Origin of the sequence: Methanobrevibacter sp. (assembly GCF_045611865.1) — an archaeon.
In the GTDB taxonomy this organism is placed as follows: Archaea; Methanobacteriota; Methanobacteria; order Methanobacteriales; family Methanobacteriaceae; genus Methanocatella.
Window position 1 is genome coordinate 1 of sequence record NZ_JAZKXX010000038.1, and the last position, 24,403, is coordinate 24,403.

Consider the following 24,403-nt stretch of genomic DNA (forward strand, 5'->3'; position numbering starts at 1 on the left):
TCCTCACTTATTTAAGTAATTTACTATTTTTTAACAATTTATTTTGTAATTAAAGAAGAATTAGAACGAATTTTCATCGAAGTGAAATTTCAAGTGTAAAAAATTAAATTTGAAAGAAGCCTATAAAATTTTACAGACTCAAAAATAAAAAAATAATAATTAAATATGTGAAAAAAGTTATATCATATTAACAAAATTTAAATTCTTAAATAGGATGTAGAATTATGTTAATGAATCAAACAGAAAAACTTACTAAAGATCACTATAAAATTTTTGGTTTGAGTTGGGCCGGATGGGTTTTTGACTTTTATGATTTGGTCCTATTTACCTTTTTAATATCCCAACTTCAAACAAGCCTAAATATAAATGCAGAAATGCTTTCATTATGTTTAGGTTTATCATTATTTGCTACCGGTTTAGGCGGAATCATATTCGGAGCATTAGGTGATAAATATGGTCGTAAAAGAGTATTACAATGGACAATACTTATTTATTCCATAGGTACATTATTATGTGCCTTTTCATGGTCATTTTATTCACTTGTACTATTCAGATTCATTACCGGTTTAGGTGTTGGTGGAGAATGGGCTACTGGCCAAATTTACATTAACGAAACATTCCCGGATAAATTAAGAGCCAAATTTGGAGCATTCATGCAATCCGGAGCACCAGTTGGTGTGATTTTAGCTTCAATAGTTGGAGGAATAGTAAGCCCTATTATCGGTTGGAGATTAACATTTTTGGTTTCAATCATTCCTGCAATAAGCGTCATCTTAATACGAAAACACCTTAAGGAATCTGATGTTTGGATTCAAAATAAAGACCAATATGTAAACAAAAACATTTTCCAAGAGTTCAAACAATTGCTTACAAAAGAATACCGTAAAATATTCCTTATTTCATTGGTATTATGTATATTCGGTATGTCTGCATATTGGTATACCTATTCCTGGCTTCCAACTTATCTCGAACAGGAAAGAGGTCTTGCAGTAGTCAGTACCACTTTTGGAATAATACTGATTCAATTAGGAGACTTTACAGGTTATACAACTTTCGGTTTTGTAGCAGAAAAACTTGGAAGACGTCCTGCTTTTACAATCTACAGTTTTATAATGGCAATAAGCATATCAATGATTACAATTTGCTGGAATCAAATCGATGCAGTTCCAAATTTAATATTAGTATTTATGTTCCTAACTGGTTTTGGAACAGGATTCTTTGGAGGATTCGGTTCACTATTTTCAGAACTGTTCCCAACAAAAATCAGAAATACAGGTGTTGGAACGGTATTCAACCTTGCGCGGGGAGCACAGTTCATCACTCCAGTGCTGATAACTCTTGTTGCAACATACTTTGATTTAAGCTATGGTATAGCTATTGCAGCAATATTTGCATTCCTTGTTGGTATTTGGATCTGGGTATTCCCTGAAACCAAAGGAACAGCAATCAACGAATTAGATTAATGTTAATGAGCTATTTTAAATAGCTATTAACTTTTTATTATTTTTTTAATTATACCCTTGCTACACAACAACATGTGAATTATTGAATTTACGAACAGTTATTTTAATAGTTGTTTTGAGAAACCTGTGGAAAATTATTAATTGATTTGAATAAAATTAATCATTACACACAATCATATAATTTAGAATGTTAATATCTATTTCTATCATTATTTGAAAACAAAAAATATATTGGTTGCCTATTGACCACATCCTAATTGATGGAACCCCATTTTTAGTTGCAACAATTAACGGAATTTAGAATAAATATCAATTAGATAAAAAATAGTTGATTCTATGAATCCTCATTAGAATTTCCATTATTTTTGATTAATTCTTCCAGTTTTCTGTTTGATTCCTTCAATTCATTAATTGATTCTTTTAATTCCTTGTTTGATTCTTCAACATCACGAAATTTATGGTTAAAGTGTTTCATCAAAATTGTGGCTGCCAACGTAGCGGTACCCACACCTGAAAGAATGTAACCTGCCCAAACTAGGACTATGGCATTTAGCTTTCCACCTATAGTACTGCCCAAAATGGCATATCCATTACTTGTAAATGCATTGGAAACCATTACCAAAGAGTCCAACGGATTTACTCCTTCCACAATTTGAGTTAGGATAAAACTAACGAATACAACTACATACAATATTAAAATAGTCACACCCAAACTATTAGATTCAGTGTATTCTCTAAATTTATCATAATACAGTTTAACAAAGTATGCGAAAACCAAAACATGAATTAGGTTAACATAGCTAACTAAAGTAAAATTGAACATCAACATATTTAAAGAATAAAAAGGAACCAACAATAAAAGAAGTAATTTTCCCTTCGTAGAACTTTTATCCAAAGCAACTGCTAAAAATACAGATAGAACAATGTCAAATATTACAAAATAAATTAAGGTAATGCCATTTATTATAGAATAAAGAATATTAACGAATGCCAATGACATTATTATCAGGTAAAATACCTGTTTTAAAGTGTGTATTTCATCTTCTGGAAGCAAATCTCCTTTAGCTAACCTCTTATCAATGCTAACCCTTACCCATTTATAGATAACGGTTCCAATAGCCACCAGAATAAAGAAAATAATTACTTCAAGAATCAATGCCAAAATATGTCCATATACCCCATCCATTTAACAACCTCACAATTAACTTTGTAAGTTTAGATATTAAAATATATCTAGATTTAACTTTAGTTCTATTTAGTGAAAATTAATTTTTAATGTCTTGAATTATAATCCAATATTATCATTGTTAATTTTTAATTGTAATTACTGTACTGTTTAAGCCCAATACTCTTGAATAATCGATTTTATCAGCAATTTTATTTAATACGCTGATATTATCAAATTCAAGGTTCTCATTTTCAATTACTGGGTTGAAGTCAATTCCTGTGTCTTTAATGGAAATCAATATATTGTCATCATTATTTCTAACAATAACATCAATCGCATCAACATTTTCGTTGGTATTGATTATATTTACTAGCATTTCTTCAATAGCTAAACTGACCAAAGTTGCAGACTTGTTTCCAGACAAATAATCCTGAACTTGATGAGCCAACTCAACTGCTTCTTTAACATTACCCTTAATTGTATACTCAAATACCTTTTTGTCATCATTGCGTTTGTTAATAAAGAATCCAGTATATTCCCCATCGGTTTTTCTGTTTAAATATCTTGAATATATAAAAATAAATAGAATTGTGGCTACTTCAGCTACTGTAAATGAAATCCAAATACCATTTTCTCCAAGAATTAACAACAATATTGCTGCTGATCCACAAGGGAAAATCAATCCTTCAAGCAATGAAACAATTGAAGAAACTGAATTTTTCTGAATAGCTTGAGAATAAAAAGTGAACAGGAATGTTATTGCAACTCCAACAAAACTAATTGCGAATATTCTCAATGCATTTAATACAGTAGACACAAATGATGGATCTTTAACACTATATAACATCAACATTACATTCGGACAAACAATTATGATTAGTGAAAATGCAACACTTGAAATTAAAGCGAATTTTAATGATTTCTTAACAATGTAAGAAACACTGGAATAATCTTCTTCCTTAAAGTAAACAGAAACAAGTGAAGACATTGTTTGAGATGCACCGATTAAAAACATGTATAAAATAAATGTACTGTTGTCACAAATTGAAAATGCTGCTATGCCTGCCTCCCCTACAAAAAGAGTAATCAAGACATTATAAATGTATATTTTGATTGTGAAGTATAACTGTGTTGATGAACTTGGAAAACCTGATTTGCAAATTTCCTTTAACTTATTAATGAAGGGTTTTACCTTTAATTTGATAAATTTCAATGTTCTTTCTGACTTGAAAAAATATGTTGAAATAAAAATGGATCCTACTGCATAACCAACTACTGTAGCCAATGCTGCACCACCAATACCCATCTTAAGAACTCCCAAGAAAATAATATCACAACAAAGATTAACAATATTGGCAAGCAATATGGCTCTAAAAGCCAGATTAGGCATTCCATCTACCCTAACAAAATATGATACTGACATCACATAACATAAGAAAGGCATTTCAAATAATATTACCATATAAAATGAGTTTACCATAGGCAATAATTGTTGAGATTTGCATAAAATACCTAGAATATCCTTTGAAAATATCAATCCAATGATTGTGATAATTATTCCCATTATACAAAGTGATGAAATCGATGCGGAAAAATAACTGTTACTTGACTCATCATCAAATTCCGCTTTGGAAACAGAACAAAGGATACTGCCTCCCAGCCCAATCATCCAATAAATCAAATTCACAAAAGTAACTAATGGTGAAACCAATTGTATTGCAGATAGGTTTGCCACACCAATGAAGAAACTTACAAGTATGGAATCTACAACAATACAAATATTTCCCGCCATAGCTGTCAATAATGTTGGAAAGAAAAATTCCTTGAATTTGCTGCTTATTAAATCATGATTTCTCTCATACACATTATCACCTTACTCTAATCAAAAAATTCTAAATCTTTAAGGAACTTGATGAAATTATAAATGTATTCCTCAGATATTAAAGGCCAGTTTATACCTAATAAATGAGATACCTGAATGGTATAATCATTTTCATCTTTAACCCATATCTTTTTCTCTTTACCTTCACCGATTGAAGTGATAAATCCTGAAAGTCCTGCCTGTTTACTTTCATCCTTCATTACTTCTTTAAATGTTCGTTCATATTCCTCCTGATCAACAATTTCAATATCAATATCTAAAGATTTGAAAATATTTAGAATATCTGCATAGGTTACAAAATGATTATTGTATGGATGGAAGACAACACAATTTTTTGGAGTTTTTGATAGCTCAACAATTGATTTTGCAGTAATATCAATTTGACTTAGTTCGAAATTATTATTCAACAGAGCATATGGGAATTTACCAACTGTAACAAATGATTTAAGCCTATTGATGAAACCATTTGAACTAAAGTTAATCTGGAATTCACTATCTGAAGTTCTTGCCATTAAATTTCCAACCCTCATAATCTTAACATCTAACTGATCATCACATGCAGCTTGCAAGACTGCTCTTTCAGCCAAGAATTTACTGCCAAGATACTGATTATCAACACTTTGTCCAATGTATAAATCCTGTTCACAGTAAAGTCTATCTTCTGGAGGATAATTATTAATACTTTCACCTGCAGTACTTACAGTCGAAATCTGGACATATTTACATTTCTTTAATTTCGCAAATTCCAATCCATTGAGTACACCACCATAATTAATATCTTCGATGTCTGTGCCTGATGAGAAATGTTTCACATTTGCTGCACTATTTATTATTGTATTAATATCATATGGGATGAGTTTTTTGAAGTCTTCAAAGTCTGTTATATCCCCATCAACAATATGCAACCTCTTATGGAAATAATCATCATAATCAGTTGAGAAATAATAGTATAATAATGATTTTAATCTATCTTCCCCACTTAGATTGCCTTTTGACCTAACAAGACAATATATGTTTCCAACATCATTTTCCAGCAACTCCCGTAAAATATGAATTCCTAAGAACCCAGTAGCTCCTGTTAATAAGACATTGCCTAAACTATCACTGCATGATTCATTGAAGAAGTTCTTGATGTTGTTTTTTACCAATAAATTATCAATTAAAGTGTAGTCATAATCACCAATCTCATTTTTTGCAGCTTTATCGTCGGATGCAATAAATTCAGCCAATTGTCTAGGAGTTGGGTTTGCAAATAAATCCCCATAATTGATATCATATCCATTGTTTATTGCATTTATTGTAACTTTAGTTACCAACAGGGATGTTCCACCGATTTCAAAGAAGTTATTGGTTACACCAACCTTATCAATTCCTAATATTTCTTCAAAACTTTTTGCAAAGAATGCTTCAACTTCATTTTCAGGTGCAACATAATCCAAAGTTAACTCCGGTTCAGGCAAGTTTCTAATATCCGTTTTACCATTTGCGGTTTGAGGGAATGCATCCAATTGCATATATGCTGTTGGAACCATATATGGTGTCAATCTATTTGATATGTTGGCTTTCAAATCATCTACATCAATCTTTTCAGAAGCAGTGTAATAAGCACATAGATGTTCAATTCCATTAATCTTTTTTATCACAACAATGGAACTGATTATAGGACCATACTGTGAGATGACATTTGAAATCTCATCAGGTTCTATCCTCAATCCCCTAAGTTTGATTTGGTTATCGATTCTTCCAAGAATATAGATTTCATCATCAAATTTATATGCATAATCACCACTGCGATAATATGGGATATTATTTATGGTTGTATAAACCTCTGCAGTTTTTTCAGGGTTGTTGTAGTATCCTTTAGTTACACATGGACCTCCAATATAAAGCTCACCAACTACTCCATCAGGCAATAGTTTACCATCAATATCCCTTACGTCTGTAACAAAAGGATATAAAGCTTTTCCAACACTAATTTTATCCTTTCTATCGATTTTTTTCACATTACTTTGAACTGTGGTTTCAGTAGGCCCATAAGCATTATACAAATCACATGGGAACTCTTCAAGTGCATCAAATAGTTCGACGGAGAATTTTTCCCCACCTATTGTGAATATTTTAAAATTACTTATGAAATCTTCAAAACCGTCAAATTCCAAAAATTGCAATAATCTTGAAGGTGTTGTATCCAATAATTCTGGTTTTGTTCTTTTGATTAAATCAACCAGTTCGAAAACATCCTTGGTTTGTGAATCACTTGCAAATATTAATGTATTTCCAAATGACATGGTACCAAGCAAATCAAGAATCGATGCATCGAATGAAACAGTTGTTAATGAAAGTACACGTTCAACACTTCTATAATAGCTATAAGTTAAATTTCGCGCATCATTTACAAGGAAGTTTGAAACATTATTGTGAGTAACCATTACTCCTTTTGGATTTCCGGTTGAACCAGAAGTATAAATCATATATGCAAGATTATCAGATGGAATTTCAAGATCAGGGTTGCTTTCATCTAAAGATTCATTTAATAAATCATCAATTCTGATTGCATTTTCGAAATCATTATCTGAAATAATCCATTTGGCCTGACAATTTCCACGAATATATTCCACACGTTCCTCCGGATAGTCATTAGCTAATGGTATGAATGTTGCACCAGATTTCAATATTCCCAAAGTGGCAAGCAATATATTACTTGTTCTTGGAAGCATGTGCAGGACTTTATCCCCTATTTTTACTCCTCGTTTAATAAGGGCATGGGCAACACGATTAGCTTTCCTATTTAACTCATCATATGTGAATTCACCGTCACAACTAATTAAAGCAGTTTTATCGGGATGTTCCTTTACCCTATTTTCAAATAACCTGTGAACGACATTAACGTCAATATCTTCAAACTCAATTCCACTATCCTCTGGGACGATTGCAATATCTTTAAGCTTAATATCAGATAAACCATTACCATTTGCTATGAATTCTTTTATGATGGTTATAATGGAATTAGTGAATGTAGATACATATTCTTCAGTGTATAGTTCATCATTATACTCTATAAAGATTTCATAATCATCATCGACTTCAATGACATTTAAACTGATTTTACAAGACAATAAATCATGATCGATTGATTCTCTTGGGTATTTTTCACCATTTATAGATACATCTTCAATAATCTTTCCATGGAAGGCATATAAGAAATCAGTACTCAATTCATATTTGTTTGCAATCTCAACATAATTATAAGAAGAATGGTTTAAAACATTTAACCATGAGTTATTGACAAATTCGAAATATTTTCTAATATCCATGTCCCTATCAGTTTTAAATGCTATCGGTATTGTTTTAACCAACATACCAATTGTATTTTGATATTTAGGATTATTCCTACCATTGAAAAGTGTGGATATTAAAATATCCTTATTTGATACATATTTGCTAAGAGTTAATACTGTCGAAGACATGAATAATATATTTGGACTAATTTTTTGACGATTGCAAAATTCCTCAACAATATCTTTTCCTATCTTTGATCTGACTACAGCAAGATTAGCATTTTCTTCATCTCCAGTGAGATTTGTAGTTAAAACCGTGTTTTCGTCAAAATCACACAACATATCATCAAAGAACTTCTCACTTTTAGCATTATTTTCGGACAATTTGTAGTTATTTTCTTTTGAAATATATTCATAAGTGTCGGCTCCAACATTACTTATCCTATCTTCATCCCCATCATATATTGCTGAAATGTCATTAAATAAAACATTCAATGAGGTACCATCAACAATCAAATGATGGAAATCGGAGAGTAAAACAGTATTGGATGGAGTTACATAAATTTTAAATCTGAATAATTGATTATCTATAATATCGAAAGGTTTGACAAAGTCAGATATTACCTCAGGAGTTACCTCATTAATTTCCTCAATATCTATTTCATCGATTCCAATAGATTCATATTTGTGGTTAAGTACTTTGGCACCATCGATGATAATTCTATTTTTTAAGAATGGATACAAGTCAATTGCTTTTATGATTGAGTCCCTTAATTTCACCGCATCAATGTTTTTATTGAAGGATATCTTCTTTGGGAGATTATAACTGGTATTGTCAGGATTTCTAATGCACTCAAAATAAACTCCCAGTTGGTTTGGAGTTAGTTCATAATTCTCATCTTCAATGCCCATATCCTCTTTATCGCAATTGTCAACAAGTTTGGCAATTTCGGCAATGTTTTTTGCATTAATTATATCGACAACATTAATTTCAAGGTCAAATTTCTTTAACAATTCCGCAGATAACTTAATAACGCTTAAAGATGTTAATCCTATGTTAAACAGGTTTGTATTAATACCAAAATCATCAATGCCCAACAAGTTAGCGACGATATCAAAAATTTCCTTTTCAGTTTCAGTATGCGGTTTTATAAAATCATCAACATTTATTTCAGGGTCGGGTAAGTTTTTAAAGTCAGTTTTTCCATTAGGAGTTTTTGGGAATTCTTCCAATTGTGTGAAATAAGATGGAACCATGTATTCTGGAAGAGAATCTGTTAAATGCCGTTTCAAATCTTCTAAGTCTATATCGCAGGTTGCTGTGAAATAGGCACATAAGTGTTCTACAGAATTAAGAGTTTTAACAACAACATTTGAAAGGACAATATTTTCATAGTTTGCAATTGCTCCCTCGATTTCAGACAATTCTATTCTTAAACCTCTGAGTTTAATTTGAGTGTCGTTTCTTCCTAAAACATATAATTCTCCAGCACCATCTTTTTTACCCAAATCTCCGGTATTGTAATATGGAATATTATTCAATTCCATGAATACCTTTTCTGTTTGTTCAGGATTATTTAGATAACCTCGGGCTATTCCTGCACCTCCTACATAAATTTCACCAGATACATAAGGAGGTAGTTGATTTCCATCAATGTCCATTACTTTATCAACTACATTAAGCATTGGCCAACCCGCAGTCACTGTTGTACTGTCAATTAGTTTATAATGGGATGCTATTGTTACTTCTGTTGGTCCATAGGAGTTGTAAATTTCCGCATCGGTGAATTTTGAAAGTCTATCATATAATACTGGAGGGAATCCTTCTCCACCCACAATAATAATTTTACATCTTTTAACTGCTTCTTGAATTTCTTCGAGTTGCAGATATTCCAACAGTCTAGTAGGTGTTGAACCAAAACCATCTGCATCAGTCATATTAAATAATTTTGATAATTTAAATGGGTCCACGGCATCTTCATCATTAGCAAATACCACTGGCAATCCATTCAATATAGTTCCAAAGATTTCTCTTAAAAATACAATAAATGAAACTGTAGAAATTGAAATGAATTTGTTACAATCATGATTTAATCTATAGATTGGAAGATTTTCTTTTACATTAGCAATATAATTTGAAATTCCTTTATGGGTAATCATTACTCCCTTAGGTTTTCCAGTTGACCCTGATGTATAAATTAAAAAACAAAGATTATCGGGTGTTAATTCAATTTCTGGATTTTGGTCGTTCTTTTCAGCCAATAATATATCAACATCAATTTTATTTTCACCAGTATATTCAATATCTGAACTTGTTATGACAAATTTTGAATCACTGTCTTCCAAAATCTGAGTGACCCTATTTTTAGGATATTTTGGATCAATTGGAATGAATGCGGCTCCTGCTTTAACAATTCCTAAAACAGCAGCTATTAAATCACTATTTCTCCTCATCATGAACATTACTTTATCTTCAACCCCCACCCCTCTTTTAATTAAACTGTTAGCAATCCTATTTGCTTTTTTATTTAATTCATCGTAAGTGAGTTCGCCATCTTCGGCATAAAGTATTGTCTTATCAGGATTTTCAAGAGCAATATTTTCAAATATTTTATTTATAACCCCTTCATTTTCAAGTTCAATTTTGAAATCTTCATCAAGTTCAATTTCCTTCCTAATTGAAATATTCTTAAGTAACTCATCATTTGAGTTAAATTTATCAATTAAAACATTGAAACCATTCAAAAACGCTCCGATTAATTCTTTAGAATAATAGGAAGCATCATATTTAATATTTAAATTAGCATCCTCAAAGTTAAAGACGAATTTATAATCTTTATTTGAATATTTGTCTGTGAAAAATAGTATTTCACTTTCAAAGTTTAATTTTTGATTGTTTAATAAAGGATAATTAGGATATTCTTTAAAGCATGTGTTAAAATCAGTTAAATACTCCCCAACAGCTAAATCCGTGTTGAAATGATATCCGCAGGCAAGTTTATTATAAGATATTAAAATATCTTTGGAAAATGAAAATTTAGTGAGATTGAATAAAAATAATGCGAGCATTATTCTATCTTTTGATAATTTGTATTTTGAAGACAAATCATTTAATTTTTCAACATCAATTGCTTTAGACATTACCTCAAATTCCGCCTCATCAAGACTGACATCCGGTGAAATTGAAGTAGAATTATCAAAAGAATTTATTAAATTGTTGTAATAGTTTTCTGCTTTGAAAAAGTCAACTGCACCCACATCATAATCCCTGCATTTTTTAGATGAATCTTCACTGACTTGTTTTAATAAGTCTTTAATACCTGTTGCAATTGATTCTATTTCTTCTAAATCGAAGCAAGATTTATCATACTCAATAAATATAGCTTGTAAACCATTCTTATCAGAATAATTCTTGTTTATTCTAAAGTGTAGTGGGAATTTGATGTCTTTTTGAAGAGTTAGGAATTTTGAGCCATAATCTGTAGAGTTTGAAACGATTGAAATCATTGAAATACAATCCGGATCAATTCCAACATTTCTCAAATCAGTTGTATATTCACTGAACTGTAATTTTGCATGACCTAATCCCTCTTTTAAAACAGACTTTGAATATGCAAGCAAATCATCGAAGGTTAGTTCCTCATCATATTCCAACCTTAAAGGAATTGTATTTACAAACATTCCTAGTGCATCACCTTGCCCGAAGTATCTTCCGTGAACTGATGTATTTAATATTAAGTCTTTAAATAACCTATTGTCCTTTTTAGATTTTGATAAATATAAGAAGTTAAGTGCTAATGCAGTAACAAAAGGAGAATATCCAAAATCATGAGTTTTTTCAAAAATAACTTCCAAATATCCAAGTTGTGAATCATCAAAGGAATACCAGTCCTGAGAATAATTTTTTAATGTGTCCAACCAATACTGTTTATCATCACTTGCCTCATCAGATTTTAAATAGTCCAACTCCGCATTAACATAAGTTTCATATGAATAATCAATTGGGACATATTTTTCATTATTTTTATTGGCTTCAATGTATTTTTCAATTTCTTTCGGAACAATTGAGTAAAGAGATGTTCCATCAAGCAAAATATGTTGGACAACACCAATGAGAACACATGAGGAATTTGTTTTTAAAACTGCCCATTTATATAGGGGAGAATCAAAAATATCATCAAATGGCTTATCTAAATAGTTTTTAATAAATTCGCCAAGTTTTTCCTCCGAAATTTCGAATGTTTCAACAGTTACATCAATGTCCACATAATGCTGTTTAAAATCACCAGAATCATCCTTTTTAATTTGTAAATTTAAATAATTCTGTGAAATAGTTTCAATAGCTAATTTTACATTTTCAAAGTCCTCTAAACCATAATCTTTCCTAAATTTAAGATAAAATGAATCATTATGAGGATTATTTATTTCGGAAAACAACAACATTTTCTGAGATGAAGATAAATCAAACAAGTCCATTTTAATTGCCCCAAAAGTTTTTTAAAGTTATATGAATATTTGTTCAACAAAATATTTAAAATAATACAAATCAATATAATATTAGTGATTATCATGGATATTAAAAAAGAGTATAATGAAAAAGAATTAACATTATCTGTTGAAGGTCGTATAGATACTCTTACTTCACAAGACCTTGAAAAAGAAATTACCTCAGAGATGGGCAATTTTAATTCATTAATAATCGATTTTAAAGATTTAGAATACATTTCAAGTGCAGGCCTTAGAGTCTTGATTGCAACTCAAAAACAATTAAAAGCAACAGACACCCCATTAGTCATTAGAAATGTTAATGATACAATTGGAGAAATCTTTAGAATGTCTGGTTTTGATAAAATTTTAAAGATAGAATGAATTCAATAACTTTAAAGCCCAAATTAATAGAATTGCATAGATTAACTGAGTTTATTTTAAATAAACTTCCCTCAGAGAACATTCATGTCATATTAATTGTTGAAGAGATATTTGTCAATATTGTCCATTACTCAAAAGCAGAATTCATTACTGTCAATGCCGAATATAGCAATTCCACAATAACCATCGAGTTTATTGACAATGGAATAGAATTTAATCCTCTTTTAAAAGAAGATCCCAACCTACCAACCAATATTGATGAAGCCAAAGTTGGCGGTTTAGGCATTTTTTTAACTAAAAAAATGGCTGATGAACTTGATTATCATTATATAAATGATAAAAATCACTTGAAAATAATTAAAAAGGTTGAATGATGAAATCTAAACTAAAAAAAATAGCAATATCATTTATATCAATGATTGCCCTCAATATTTTACTTTCCCCAGATATATTTTGGGATTTGGGAATAGAAACCCCTCATGTCGGATTACTATTCGTTTTTGGATTAATATTTGGCCCATATGGTGCTTTGGGTGCCACATCTGCAAATATAATACTGGATTTATTAAATTCATATACTCCTTTAGAAATACTTCCTTCAGAGATTGTTAGTTTTGCTGTTTCATGCTTAGCATACAAACTTTGGTACTCCGGTTTTAAAACTGATAAAATTACAAAACCAAGATTAGATAATATTTACCACATTACCCTATTTTTATCAAGCATACTGATATGTGGACTTATTTATTCATCATTCCATGGAAATTTAGTTGGCATTCTTATCAGCAACTCCATAGATGAATTTTATTTTGTTTCTTATTTTTTGAACTTTATTAACATCGCATTTATCTTTGGAATATTTGGCATTCAGCTTTCTAGAAAATTCGATTTGATAGAAACCCCTAAAACATCAAAAAGACCAGTTAACAAAAAATTATATCGAATATTATTTTATTCATTAATGATTGTTGCAATTGTCTCATCAGTTTCTCCAATACTAAACATAGACTCAAATATCATGACTGGAGAACTTATTTTACTTGCAATTCTATTAATTGCCTATGTGACAAAGCCATTTGAGTATAAAATACAAACTAATGACAAAAATACAATAATTGAAAGGATTATACAAATTTTCCTCATAATAACATTAACAATTGCAATTATAGGAGTCATAATTTCAATTTTAAGTTACAATTATGTTACCCATATAAACAATGTCAATATCTACTTATACTTACTGCCCGCACTTCTAATAACAGACATAATCATAATTTTATTCTTTATTCCAGGAATTATTATTTTAAAATATGTTGAAAATAAAGTAATCAAACCTATTTCATCATTTTCGAAAATTGAAGATTTTATCAGCGAAAATGAAAAAATCGAAAGTGACGGATTAGTAGAAATTTATTCCAAATACATTAATGAACAGAACGAAATTGGAACTCTCGCCCGTTCATACACAGAATTAATCAATCACAATAACAACTATATTGAAAATATTCATGAAATCGAGAGTGAAAAAGAACGCATTAAAGCAGAACTCGATATTGCAACCAAAATTCAGGCATCAAATCTTCCAACGGAAGCTATTGAATGTGAAAATTATTTTGTTGATGGTTATTCAAAACCTGCAAAGGAAGTTGGAGGAGACTTTTTTGATTATTATATGCTGGATGATGAAAATTTGGCCATTGCAATTGGTGATGCATCAGGTAAAGGGGTTCCAGCAGCATTGCTTGCAACAATTACTCAAGTCATGGTAAAACAGCTTCTAAAACATGACATAAATCCATCCAATACATTATCTATATTGAATAACCAATTATGTGAAAAAAATTCTGAAACAATGTTTATTACATTGTGGCTTGGAATTTACAATAAAACAACCGGCAAACTTACATTTTCAAATGCAGGACATAATCCACCATTAATAAGAGAAAATGGTGAATTTAGATATTTAAATATTGATTCCGGAATTGTTTTAGGCATAGTGGAAGACTTTGAATTTGTAAATGAAGAAATAACATTATCTGATGAATTAATTGCATACACAGATGGAATAACCGATGCAAATAATAAAGAAAGCAAAATGTATGGTGAAGATAGACTTTTAAACTTTTTTAATGAATTTAAAAGTGATGAAAACCCAATTGAACCATTATTAAATGATATTCATAAGTTTACTGAAAACGCAGAACAATATGATGACATGACATTATTATATTTAAAGATTGAAGATGATTAAACTAGCTTATTGCAACATAGAAAATTTGGATTTAAAAAAAGCTTACCCATTAGTTTCCAAAAATCGCCAGGAAAAAATAGATTTTTACCGGTTTGACAAAGATAAAAAGCTTAGTTGCGGAGCATATCTTCTTTTAAAGAAATTATTATCTGAAGAAAATATAACAAATCCTATCTTCAAAACTGGAAAATATGGCAAGGCATACATATCCAATCATGAAAATGTTTATTTTAATTTAAGCCATTCTGGTAAAATTGTTTTGTGTGCAATATCTGATATGGAAGTTGGAGCAGATGTTGAATATATTGATCCTAAAATTGATTTAAACATATCTAAAAATTACTTCTACAACAGCGAATATGAAAATATCATGAGTGCAGAAAACAAATCAGACGAATTTTTCAAATATTGGGTCTTAAAAGAAAGCTATATGAAATACACTGGTCTTGGAATGAATTTGAAACTAGATAGTTTTGAAATAAAAATTAAAGATGAAATCCAACTTAAAAACAATTCAAAAAATCTAAAATTTAATTTATTTAATATTGAAGACTATAAAATTGGAATAGCCAGCCATTACGATGTGTCTGATTTAATTGAATATGATGTCGAGACCCTATATTAAAAAATATGAAACTTAGAATAAAAATAGAGAAATTAAAATAATGGAATATGAGAACAGCATCTCATCAATAGTTAAAAAAACAGATTTATCATCAATTATGCGTAAAGAGCTCCAAACAAAAGTACTAAACTGATTAATAAAAACATCGTATTTCTAAAGTACATATTATTTACAAATTCCACATTATCACCTCTATTTATGAAAATTTAATTTTTTAAATCCAATTGAAAGCACAATTAACACTATGAACTCATCAATATATAAAGATTTTCGAATGTAAGTGCTCACTTACATATTTAAATAATAAAAAAAGAATGAATAAAAGTTTATTTTGAAAAATAATTAAAATTAAGCTTTTATTCCATGATATAATATATCTAAGAAATGATTTGCATACTGATTTGTTTCAACAGTAGGACTTTTATCATATACTTTCCACAGAATTATGGACTGGAATGTTATACTAAAACACATCCCCGCCAATACCCTGGCATCGATTGATCTTATGTTGCCCTTTTCAATTTGGGAATTGAAAAATTCCTCCAATTTGCCAATGACAGTATTGGTGATTCTTGAAATCAACTGTTTTTTTTCAGGAATATCTCTAACTTCTTCCATTGCCACCTTCATAACGCTGAAATCCTCCTCTGAAAGATTTAAAAGCCCAATAAAATTACTTTGAAGATACTCTTCAATTTCATCACCATCACTAAAATCAAAGATTTCTTCCAATTTTTCAATGAATCTTTGAAGATAGTACTCCTTTGTAATTTCAACCAAATTGTTTTTATTCTGGAACTTCCTAAAAATAGTTACTTCATTTACACCCGCTTCGGAAGCTATTTTTTTAGTAGTTGCTTTGGTAAAACCTTCCCTTTAAAGAATTCCAAATGTGGCATTTATAATTTTTTCATCAGTGCTGTTGAACTCTTCCAAATTATAGTTATCTTCCTAACCATATATAATCTCCCATTACCATATTTCACTATTTTTTAATGTAACATGAACAAAATATACCAAAATCAACACTTAATTATTTAAAGTACCTCCAATAGAAAATTTTCCATGAACTACAAAATTGAAGGATTCGGAAAAACATTAGTTTTCATCCATGGACTTTCAGACAATTTATTATACTGGGAATTTTTAGCAACTAATCTTAAGCAAAACTATCAAGTTTTAAGGGTCGACCTGCGAGGTCATGGAGAATCCGAGTTGGGCGCTGAGGAAATTACAATAGACACATATGTTGATGATTTAAATAATCTTTTAGATGAATTAAACATATCAAATGTTAATCTAATAGGGTTTTCTCTTGGTGGTGCCGTTGCACTTGACTTTGCAATCAAATATGCTCAAAAAGTAGATTCGCTGGTGTTGATGTCTAGTTTCTACAAAGTGGATGATGACTTGAGAAATACATTATGTCAATTTAAGAACGCTTTAAATATCAGCTTTGAGGAATTTTTTGATAGCATTTTGCCAATGATATTATGCCCTAACGTTATTGAAGGCAATAAAAATGAATTGAAAATATTAAAAGAGATAACTTCACAAAATGCCAATGTCCAAGCTTATATTAAGGCAACTGACGTTTGTTTGAATTTTAATTGTGAAGAACCTCTCTCAAACATCAACATTCCAACATTGATTTTGGCAGGAAAATATGACGACATTTCCAATTTAGACATGCAAAAAGAGTTGCATAACAAAATTAAAAATTCAAAATTAGTTGTTTTTGAGGATGTGAAACACAATCTTTTAATTGGAGAAAATAACGAGAAAATATTAACTCTTTTAGAAGATTTTTTAAAATAAGTTAGCTGGAGGAGTTATCCTCCACCAGGAATTGTATATTTATCATTTACGCCATAAAATATGCCGGTGCCTTTTCGTTTTTTATTTACATTCAATAATGCATTATTGAAGATTATATTTAACAATTTATATCCGTCCTTATCAATGAAATCTGTCAACGGAGTGTTATTCTCCCTTACTCCAAGAGCATCTTTTTCAATGTCAAAGCATGCTGCATAGAGTACTTGGGCTGAATTTTCCTCAACAGACTCTGGAGGATACTTTTCAACCAAATCTTTTGATTCCAAATAATCCTGGAAGTTTTTCCATTCATTTTTAACTTCCTTTCCTTTACTTGTTAGTTTAGCATTCTCCAGAAGATCTTTATAGCTTTCACCATCATATCCATTTTCATTTTTTAGAGCTTTGGCGAATTCACCAAGGTCATCGTCGAATTTATTGGCAACAGAAGTTATGTTGCTTTGTTTTGCCATGAATTTCAAGTTGAATTTCTTGTTTTTGTTCATGTTTTTAAGCAGGTTAATTGCTGATGATTCGGAAGTTTTTAGCTCTCCCTTATTTGCTATTCTAAGAGTTATCTTTTTCATGACTTCCATGTCCTGCGGAGTCAATTTCTTACCGACTTCATAGGAATATTCCAAATCAATATCGCATTTGATTTGACCTTTATCGATTAAATCAAGTATTGTTAGTGATAATGCATTTACACCTATTTTATTGTTTTTTGCAAACAATATGGATACAATAGGATATGAATCATCACTAGGAGGATTTTTAATAGTTTCATCATACTGATTTTTACTGTTTAAACCTAACACTTGCTCCACCCAATATTTTATTCTTTATTATCTTTTAAGGATTCCTCATATGCTTCACGAATTTCTTCAATTAATTCATCATTTCCTTCAATTATTGGTCCTGTGTAATCACAGTCCTTGCAAACACATTGTGACCAGTTTTGAGGTATAATCCAATCAATATTCATAGATCCACATCTAGGACAAATTTTATGCATTTTCATTTGAGATTCCCCCATAATCTTATGGTGCTTTATAATCACATATAAAAATAGTCTTAAAAGATATATAAAGTTTGAGTGTAAGTGCTTGCACCCATAGATAGAATAACCTATGAATCCTCACGGGCCGATTCCAAATCTTTTATATTGCAATAAACCGCCCCAATACCCAAATATTGAATAACAAATACAAAAAATGACAGAACCATATCTACTAACGAATCAATGAACGTGACCGGCAAATCAAAAGCAATTATTTCTGATAAAATAACTATAGTCAAAACAATCAGAGTGTAGTCCTTTGCATATGTTCTCCATCCAATTACATCAATACTCCTTTTAATTGACACTAAATTAAAAGCAGCCCATAAACTTTTGGTATCAGCCAATTTTGCCAATGCAATCTCCATGAAAAATGTAGTTATATAAAATAATATGGCTCCAAAAATGACAAACAAAACCGTATTTATAGGTTCATGATTGTAGAACATATGAATTGTATCTCTCCAAGATAACAGCAAATCTACCAAATCAAAACTTGGGAACCCCACTAAGGAACATACATATCCTAGGATACCCGCTTGAACAAACATATAAACGAATAAAACAATATTTGCCTTGATTCCAAAGACTATAATATCCTTGACAACAATTTTCGGCAATCTCATACCATGATTTATTCTGCTGCGAGTAATTGACATACCATAACCCACTACAACAATAAAAACTATAAGGTAAAGCACATTAACTTCAATATCATCCCCATTAATCATAATATAATTCTGAATTAGGGATGAAATGAATAACAGTACAAAAATAAACATAAGATATTTTTTGCTGTAACTGCAATAGTCCCATACTTTTTTTAATATAACATGCGGCATAACTAACTCTCAAGTAATGATATGTCATTAAAAATTTAAATACATTTACAACATTTCACTTGAATTCTACTCAAAAAATACTGAATTGAACAGAATTTAAATACGTAATGTTCAATTAAAAAAAATATTTTGAAAAAATATATAAAAATTTGAAAATTATGATAAATAATTTATATCCAATTCCTCAAAACTAAAAACAAGGAGGACTATTATGAATACCCAAAAAATAATCCTTATAATTTTAATTGTCATAGTTGTTGCAATCCTCGGAGTTTTCATTTTCACAACTGCAAATGACAACGGCAAAATAAATACTCAAATTAATATTATAAGCGAAGATACCTTAAAAAATGGAGAATCAATAGAAATTGAACTAAAAAGCGACAAAGGAGAAATTCTTGCCGGGCAAAATGTAACTATTACCTATGAAGAAAACGGACAAAATCAAAGTTATTCTTTAATTACAGACAGCACAGGCAAGGTTTATCTAACATTAAGTAACGAACCTGGCGGAGAACATAAAGTAACAGCCACATACAATGGAACTACAAGATACAACGGATGTTCAGTTGAAAAAACAATAACCATAGAAGACAGCAATATAGCACAGAACACCCAAGCAACTTTAGATAATGCTACTGCAAGTACTGTTGAATACAATAATGTATCTACCCATACACAGTATTATTATGATGCTGAATTAAATGAATACTACGATGCCAATGGTGTCATTGTTAGTGGTCAAAATGAGGGTTCAAATATCTACTTTTTAAAAAGTAACCCTCCAGAAATAGATGAAGACGGGAATTTGATTTAATTGTTTTAAAGTATTATTAATTTAATACTTTAATTTTAATTTTAATTAACAAATAAACAATTCATTTTCCATACATTAACAGTACCATAAACTAAATTTTAATAACTAAAACAATGAAATTAGTCTATTTTCAAAGGTAAATCACCAATAACATCAGCCTTTCTATAAATGGCGACTGTATCCTCTAGGCGAACACCAAATTCACCTTCCAAGTATATTCCTGGCTCAACTGTAATTACCATTCCTTTTTCAATTATTGTTTCATCACGAAGAGAAAATCCGGGAGTTTCATGAATATCAAGACCTAAACTATGGCCTGTTGAGTGGATAAATTCATTACCATATCCATACTCAGAAATAATATCTCTAGCAACTTTATCGACCTCACAACATTTAATGCCGGGTTTAATCGCTTTTATTGCCTTATCATGTGCTTCTGCAACGATATCCCAAATTTCTTGTTGGCGTTCAGTATAGATTATTGTACGTGTATTATCAGAACAATAACCCCCATAAATTGCTCCCCAATCTATTAAAATCGGCTGGTTCAGTTTTTTAGCTTGAGGAATTGCATGGGGAAGACTGGAATCTGCCCCACTTGTAACAATTGTATCAAATGATTCTTTACTAGCCCCATTTTCAACCATCAATCTTACAAGATCAAAAGCAACTTCATTTTCATTATTCTCATTATTTAAAATGTCCAGCTCCAAAAATGATTTCTGAGCTATTTCAGTTGCTTTTTCAATATTTTTAATCTCTTCGGGGGTTTTAATCATCCTCTGTTTGTCAACATATGTTTTGGATTCAACAGAAAAATCATCCCTGAACTTTTCATAAGTACTATAAGGCAGGGTCGGTTCAATTGCAAGATTTTTGATTCCTTCCTTTTTGAGCTCACCAATCATAACTTCAAATGATTCATATTCCCTAACTTCTATTTTTGAATCACGATTTGCAATTTCCATATCCATTTTTGAAGCATAAATTACTGGATTTTCCTTAATGACGCAAAAAGCGAAACTGGTAGGTTTATAATCAGAGATATATCCAACGTTAGTGAATTTTGTAAGCAAATAAGCTTGAAAATTATCTTTTTCTAAATCGTTTAAAATATTGTCAATATGTAAGTCCATAGTTAATATTTAGAAAAAACTTTATATATAAAATTAGATATTTTAACATTATGTTTAAATTTACAATGAGTGAAGTAAGAGATTTATTCATAGCATTCGTCGTTATCTCACTTTGTTTTGCAATAGCTAATGCTGGGCGAGACGTTAATGGCGTGCTTAATATCCTACCAATTATTATGGTTGGCGTGGGAGCTGGATTTATCTTACACGAGCTTGGACACAAATTTGTGTCTATGAAATATGGTTATTGGGCCGAATTTAAATTATGGCCTCAAGGATTGCTATTTGCGCTTATTACATCCTTTTTTGGATTTGTATTTGCTGCTCCAGGTGCTGTTTACACCTATGCAGACTACATGACCGATGAAATTAACGGTAAGATTTCAATTGCAGGACCTGTTGTTAACATTATACTCGCACTAATATTTTTAGCAGCTGCGACTGTAATATACCCTTCTGCATTATATTCAGAAACTCACGCATTAATATTTATAATTTGTGCAGTAGGTTATTCAGTCAATAGCTTTTTGGCAGTATTCAACTTACTTCCAATCGGAAACCTTGATGGGTCAAAAGTTCTAAGATGGAACATTGTAATTTGGATTGTTACAATAGCTATCGCCGGAATAATGACATTCATGTCCATGACAATGGGGCCACAAAATATTGTTAGAATGATTATAGGATTATAAAATGAGTGAAGAAATTACATATTTTAAGGGAACACACAGAGTAATTGCTCCTGAAAAGACAATTGAAAATAACGAAGACAAATTAAAAGTGGCAGGAATTACCCGTATCGCAGACATTACTGATTTGGATAGAATTGGTCTTCCAATATATACTGCTATCAGACCAACCGCCGAAGATGGTGCAGTCAGCATTTATGGAGGTAAAGGAATATCCAAAAGTCATGCCAAAGCTTCAGCTATGATGGAAGGTTTTGAGAGATATTCTGCTGAAAAACAAGATTGTGATGACACAATAATCGCCACAATTGATGAAATTTCAAAAAAGGGAGATTACATTAATCCGGAATCTTTGAATTTGCCAAATGACTTTAAAAAAGAAAGTCTTGAATCTTTGACATTAGAATGGAGTTTATCTCATGATATAATCTCCGACAGAGATTATTATGTTCCAACAAATGCAATTTATCACCCGTATTTACATGATAACAGATTACAAAGTTTATTTAAATCAAATACCAACGGCCTTGCTTCAGGCAATATTTTAGATGAAGCAATCTTACATGGAATATTTGAAGTAATTGAAAGAGATGCATGGAGTATATTTGAGTTAACTCACAAAAATTACTCTCAAATCAATTTAGACAGCATTGAAAGCAAGATTGTCAACGATGCAATTGATAAATTTGAATCAAACGGAATAAAAATCAAATTAATGGATTTTACAGCAGATATTAAAGTTCCAACAATAGCTGCTTCAGCTGATGATACTGTGACAAAGGACGCTGGTCTTTTAACATTAGGAATGGGAACTCATCTAGATCCCGAAGTTGCAATTCTAAGAGCTTTAACTGAAGTTGCTCAGAGTAGAGCAACTCAAATTAATGGTGCTCGTGAAGATACTGTAAGAGCTGATTTTGCTCGTGAAGCAGGCTATGAACGAATGAAAAGAATCAACAAATACTATTTTAGACAAGAAGAAACTCAAATTGATTTATCAGAAATTGAAAACAAATCCACAAACTCAATTAATAAAGACATTGAAATTGTCAAAGATGAATTGATGTCTAATGACATTAGTAAAATTTTATATACTGATTTGACACGTCCAGAACTAGGCATTCCTGTTGTTCGAGTTATTATTCCTGAAATGGAACTTTTTGCACTTGACCCTAGTCGTGCAGGTTACAGATTTTTAAAAGTATGATATCATGGTTAAAATTATAATTTATGCTGGTTTGTCAATACCCTTTAGCGAAGCAAAGGAGATTTTAGACTCGACAACAGATGTTGAAGTAATCTACAAAAGACCGATTCAAAGAGGGGATTTGAGCCAAGCCCTAAAGGAAACTCCCGATATCATTGGAATAATTGACGGAGTATTTCATCAAAACTCTGCCGTTGGCCATAAGGAAATACTTAACGTGTTAAAAAAAGATGTTAAAGTATTTGGCGCATCAAGTATGGGGGCATTAAGAGCTTCCGAGCTTGATACTTTAGGCATGGTTGGAATAGGCTATGTCTACAACCAGTATGCAAGTGGTGAAGTTGATTCAGACGATGCCGTTGCTGTGATGCTTGACTCAGATACATTGGAGCCTCTTTCAGAACCTTTAATTAACATGAAATATGTTTTTGAAAATGCAGTAGCAAAAAATATTCTAACTTCAGATGAAAAAGATGAACTATTAAACATTGCAAAGAAAACATATTACCCTAAAAGGAATTACGCCAAAACATTAAGTGATTCCAATTTGGATAGCGATAAAAAAGGAGAACTTATCGATTTTATCCGTGAATCTAAAGACATCAAAAAAGAAGATGCAAAAGAATTACTCACCCACATCAAGAAAATAGCAAAAATATGATTTTGAATGTGTATGTGCTTGAAAACATTGCCTAGAAAATAAACACAACTCATTTTTAACGAAAATAACCATTAATTAGAATAATATTTTTTATAAAAAAAGTAGTTTAATTAATTATAAAATAAGAATTTGTGAAAGAGATAATTCATTACCTCTCTCGATTTTAATCAAGATTTTTTTCTTGCATTTTTTTATATTGTTTTAAAACAATGTCTGGTGTTTCAATAGAATGATCAAAACTTGCTTGAAATTCACTTGCTTCAAAATCATCTGAAACTTTTCTAAGTCCTGCAAGTGAAATTTTTCCGCCATCAATTTTAAAACCTACTCCATCAGCATCAACACTTATCAAATCTATTTCAAGCTCTGAAGCATCTTCCAGGGGAGCATTTGCCTTAACATCATATTTCAAGTTCAATATTTTATGAGGCATTAATTCATTGATTGACCTTTTAATAACTGAATCGAGAAGTTCTAAAAACTTTTTAGCCGGTGGCAAGTTATTAGCCCACCAATATGCAATAACAGAATTAAGGACTATTTTATGTTCGACAAAATCATCATATAATCTTGCGCGAACATTAACACTAATATCCTCATCTGTTTTAATCACCAATACTGGACTAACAGCCATTAT

19 protein-coding genes and 1 pseudogene are annotated in these 24,403 nt (G+C 30.7%); 10 read left to right on the top strand and 10 right to left on the bottom strand.

What is annotated here, in order from left to right:
* Nucleotides 1-230: 230 nt before the first annotated feature.
* Nucleotides 231-1,463, top strand: coding sequence for an MFS transporter (locus tag ACKI32_RS04195; protein WP_407413809.1), 1,233 nt, complete (start codon nucleotides 231-233; stop codon nucleotides 1,461-1,463).
* Nucleotides 1,464-1,797: 334 nt separating this feature from the next.
* On the opposite strand, the gene ACKI32_RS04200 is transcribed toward ACKI32_RS04195, so the two are convergent.
* From ACKI32_RS04200 to ACKI32_RS04210, 3 genes are all read right to left on the bottom strand, one after another.
* On the bottom strand, nucleotides 1,798-2,649 hold the full coding sequence (locus ACKI32_RS04200) for a hypothetical protein (protein WP_407413811.1): 852 nt from the start codon (nucleotides 2,647-2,649) through the stop codon (nucleotides 1,798-1,800).
* A gap of 121 nt (nucleotides 2,650-2,770) precedes the next feature.
* Nucleotides 2,771-4,495 (bottom strand): MATE family efflux transporter, encoded by a 1,725-nt coding sequence (locus tag ACKI32_RS04205; protein ID WP_407413813.1) that lies wholly within the window; start codon nucleotides 4,493-4,495, stop codon nucleotides 2,771-2,773.
* 14 nt (nucleotides 4,496-4,509) lie between these two features.
* Nucleotides 4,510-12,267 carry an amino acid adenylation domain-containing protein gene (locus ACKI32_RS04210; RefSeq protein WP_407413815.1) on the bottom strand — a complete coding sequence of 2,586 codons (7,758 nt, stop codon included), beginning with the start codon at nucleotides 12,265-12,267 and terminating at the stop codon, nucleotides 4,510-4,512.
* 93 nt (nucleotides 12,268-12,360) lie between these two features.
* Between ACKI32_RS04210 and ACKI32_RS04215 the strand changes: the two genes are divergently transcribed.
* Genes ACKI32_RS04215 through ACKI32_RS04230 form a run of 4 tightly spaced genes read left to right on the top strand, consistent with a single transcriptional unit; the run spans nucleotide 12,361 to nucleotide 15,536 of the window.
* Complete coding sequence (locus ACKI32_RS04215; protein WP_407413817.1) at nucleotides 12,361-12,660, top strand: STAS domain-containing protein; 300 nt, start codon at nucleotides 12,361-12,363, stop codon at nucleotides 12,658-12,660.
* Complete coding sequence (locus tag ACKI32_RS04220; RefSeq protein WP_407413819.1) at nucleotides 12,657-13,034, top strand: ATP-binding protein; 378 nt, start codon at nucleotides 12,657-12,659, stop codon at nucleotides 13,032-13,034. The genes ACKI32_RS04215 and ACKI32_RS04220 overlap by 4 nt, the downstream gene beginning before the upstream one ends.
* Nucleotides 13,034-14,911 (top strand): PP2C family protein-serine/threonine phosphatase, encoded by a 1,878-nt coding sequence (locus tag ACKI32_RS04225; RefSeq protein WP_407413821.1) that lies wholly within the window; start codon nucleotides 13,034-13,036, stop codon nucleotides 14,909-14,911. The genes ACKI32_RS04220 and ACKI32_RS04225 overlap by 1 nt, the downstream gene beginning before the upstream one ends.
* Before the next feature lie 25 nt (nucleotides 14,912-14,936).
* A complete protein-coding gene (locus tag ACKI32_RS04230) occupies nucleotides 14,937-15,536 on the top strand; it encodes a 4'-phosphopantetheinyl transferase family protein (RefSeq protein ID WP_407413823.1) in 600 nt (199 codons plus the stop codon).
* 348 nt (nucleotides 15,537-15,884) lie between these two features.
* On the opposite strand, the gene ACKI32_RS04235 is transcribed toward ACKI32_RS04230, so the two are convergent.
* Both ACKI32_RS04235 and ACKI32_RS04240 read right to left on the bottom strand, forming a co-directional pair.
* Nucleotides 15,885-16,316, bottom strand: coding sequence for a hypothetical protein (locus ACKI32_RS04235; protein ID WP_407413825.1), 432 nt, complete (start codon nucleotides 16,314-16,316; stop codon nucleotides 15,885-15,887).
* Nucleotides 16,317-16,319: 3 nt separating this feature from the next.
* Nucleotides 16,320-16,397, bottom strand: a pseudogene (locus tag ACKI32_RS04240) (TetR family transcriptional regulator); the annotation flags it as partial.
* Between the two features lie 204 nt (nucleotides 16,398-16,601).
* On the opposite strand from ACKI32_RS04240, the gene ACKI32_RS04245 reads away from it, so the two are divergent.
* Complete coding sequence (locus ACKI32_RS04245; RefSeq protein WP_407413827.1) at nucleotides 16,602-17,354, top strand: alpha/beta fold hydrolase; 753 nt, start codon at nucleotides 16,602-16,604, stop codon at nucleotides 17,352-17,354.
* A 14-nt stretch (nucleotides 17,355-17,368) separates the two neighbouring features.
* Here ACKI32_RS04245 and ACKI32_RS04250 read toward each other — a convergent pair whose 3' ends face one another.
* From ACKI32_RS04250 to ACKI32_RS04260, 3 genes are all read right to left on the bottom strand, one after another.
* On the bottom strand, nucleotides 17,369-18,172 hold the full coding sequence (locus tag ACKI32_RS04250; protein WP_407413829.1) for a DUF2207 family protein: 804 nt from the start codon (nucleotides 18,170-18,172) through the stop codon (nucleotides 17,369-17,371).
* Nucleotides 18,173-18,189: 17 nt separating this feature from the next.
* Nucleotides 18,190-18,375 (bottom strand): hypothetical protein, encoded by a 186-nt coding sequence (locus tag ACKI32_RS04255; protein WP_407413831.1) that lies wholly within the window; start codon nucleotides 18,373-18,375, stop codon nucleotides 18,190-18,192.
* Between the two features lie 107 nt (nucleotides 18,376-18,482).
* The gene (locus ACKI32_RS04260; protein ID WP_407413833.1) at nucleotides 18,483-19,145 is read right to left on the bottom strand and encodes a DUF4013 domain-containing protein; all 663 of its coding nucleotides are present in this window, start codon (nucleotides 19,143-19,145) and stop codon (nucleotides 18,483-18,485) included.
* Nucleotides 19,146-19,467: 322 nt separating this feature from the next.
* Between ACKI32_RS04260 and ACKI32_RS04265 the strand changes: the two genes are divergently transcribed.
* Nucleotides 19,468-20,073 carry an Ig-like domain-containing protein gene (locus ACKI32_RS04265; RefSeq protein ID WP_407413835.1) on the top strand — a complete coding sequence of 202 codons (606 nt, stop codon included), beginning with the start codon at nucleotides 19,468-19,470 and terminating at the stop codon, nucleotides 20,071-20,073.
* A gap of 119 nt (nucleotides 20,074-20,192) precedes the next feature.
* Here ACKI32_RS04265 and ACKI32_RS04270 read toward each other — a convergent pair whose 3' ends face one another.
* On the bottom strand, nucleotides 20,193-21,209 hold the full coding sequence (locus ACKI32_RS04270; RefSeq protein WP_407413837.1) for a M24 family metallopeptidase: 1,017 nt from the start codon (nucleotides 21,207-21,209) through the stop codon (nucleotides 20,193-20,195).
* A 50-nt stretch (nucleotides 21,210-21,259) separates the two neighbouring features.
* On the opposite strand from ACKI32_RS04270, the gene ACKI32_RS04275 reads away from it, so the two are divergent.
* Genes ACKI32_RS04275 through ACKI32_RS04285 form a run of 3 tightly spaced genes read left to right on the top strand, consistent with a single transcriptional unit; the run spans nucleotide 21,260 to nucleotide 23,766 of the window.
* Nucleotides 21,260-21,901, top strand: a complete 642-nt coding sequence (locus ACKI32_RS04275; protein ID WP_407413839.1) for a site-2 protease family protein — start codon at nucleotides 21,260-21,262, stop codon at nucleotides 21,899-21,901.
* A 1-nt stretch (nucleotide 21,902) separates the two neighbouring features.
* Entirely contained in the window at nucleotides 21,903-23,105 is a 1,203-nt protein-coding gene (locus tag ACKI32_RS04280; protein WP_407413841.1) for a YcaO-related McrA-glycine thioamidation protein, read from the top strand.
* A gap of 4 nt (nucleotides 23,106-23,109) precedes the next feature.
* On the top strand, nucleotides 23,110-23,766 hold the full coding sequence (locus ACKI32_RS04285; RefSeq protein ID WP_407413843.1) for a TfuA-related McrA-glycine thioamidation protein: 657 nt from the start codon (nucleotides 23,110-23,112) through the stop codon (nucleotides 23,764-23,766).
* 163 nt (nucleotides 23,767-23,929) lie between these two features.
* Here the strand turns inward: ACKI32_RS04285 and ACKI32_RS04290 are convergent, their stop codons facing one another.
* Nucleotides 23,930-24,400 (bottom strand): hypothetical protein, encoded by a 471-nt coding sequence (locus ACKI32_RS04290; protein WP_407413845.1) that lies wholly within the window; start codon nucleotides 24,398-24,400, stop codon nucleotides 23,930-23,932.
* Nucleotides 24,401-24,403 lie beyond the last annotated feature (3 nt).

Coding starts and splice junctions, on each gene's coding strand:
- ACKI32_RS04255 (WP_407413831.1), bottom strand. CDS start 18,375: ATGAAAATGCATAAAATTTGTCCTAGATGTGGATCTATGAATATTGAT.
- ACKI32_RS04270 (WP_407413837.1), bottom strand. CDS start 21,209: ATGGACTTACATATTGACAATATTTTAAACGATTTAGAAAAAGATAAT.
- ACKI32_RS04200 (WP_407413811.1), bottom strand. CDS start 2,649: ATGGATGGGGTATATGGACATATTTTGGCATTGATTCTTGAAGTAATT.
- ACKI32_RS04245 (WP_407413827.1), top strand. CDS start 16,602: ATGAACTACAAAATTGAAGGATTCGGAAAAACATTAGTTTTCATCCAT.
- ACKI32_RS04275 (WP_407413839.1), top strand. CDS start 21,260: ATGTTTAAATTTACAATGAGTGAAGTAAGAGATTTATTCATAGCATTC.
- ACKI32_RS04285 (WP_407413843.1), top strand. CDS start 23,110: ATGGTTAAAATTATAATTTATGCTGGTTTGTCAATACCCTTTAGCGAA.
- ACKI32_RS04280 (WP_407413841.1), top strand. CDS start 21,903: ATGAGTGAAGAAATTACATATTTTAAGGGAACACACAGAGTAATTGCT.
- ACKI32_RS04265 (WP_407413835.1), top strand. CDS start 19,468: ATGAATACCCAAAAAATAATCCTTATAATTTTAATTGTCATAGTTGTT.
- ACKI32_RS04195 (WP_407413809.1), top strand. CDS start 231: ATGAATCAAACAGAAAAACTTACTAAAGATCACTATAAAATTTTTGGT.
- ACKI32_RS04220 (WP_407413819.1), top strand. CDS start 12,657: ATGAATTCAATAACTTTAAAGCCCAAATTAATAGAATTGCATAGATTA.
- ACKI32_RS04290 (WP_407413845.1), bottom strand. CDS start 24,400: ATGGCTGTTAGTCCAGTATTGGTGATTAAAACAGATGAGGATATTAGT.
- ACKI32_RS04215 (WP_407413817.1), top strand. CDS start 12,361: ATGGATATTAAAAAAGAGTATAATGAAAAAGAATTAACATTATCTGTT.
- ACKI32_RS04260 (WP_407413833.1), bottom strand. CDS start 19,145: ATGATTAATGGGGATGATATTGAAGTTAATGTGCTTTACCTTATAGTT.
- ACKI32_RS04225 (WP_407413821.1), top strand. CDS start 13,034: ATGAAATCTAAACTAAAAAAAATAGCAATATCATTTATATCAATGATT.
- ACKI32_RS04210 (WP_407413815.1), bottom strand. CDS start 12,267: ATGGACTTGTTTGATTTATCTTCATCTCAGAAAATGTTGTTGTTTTCC.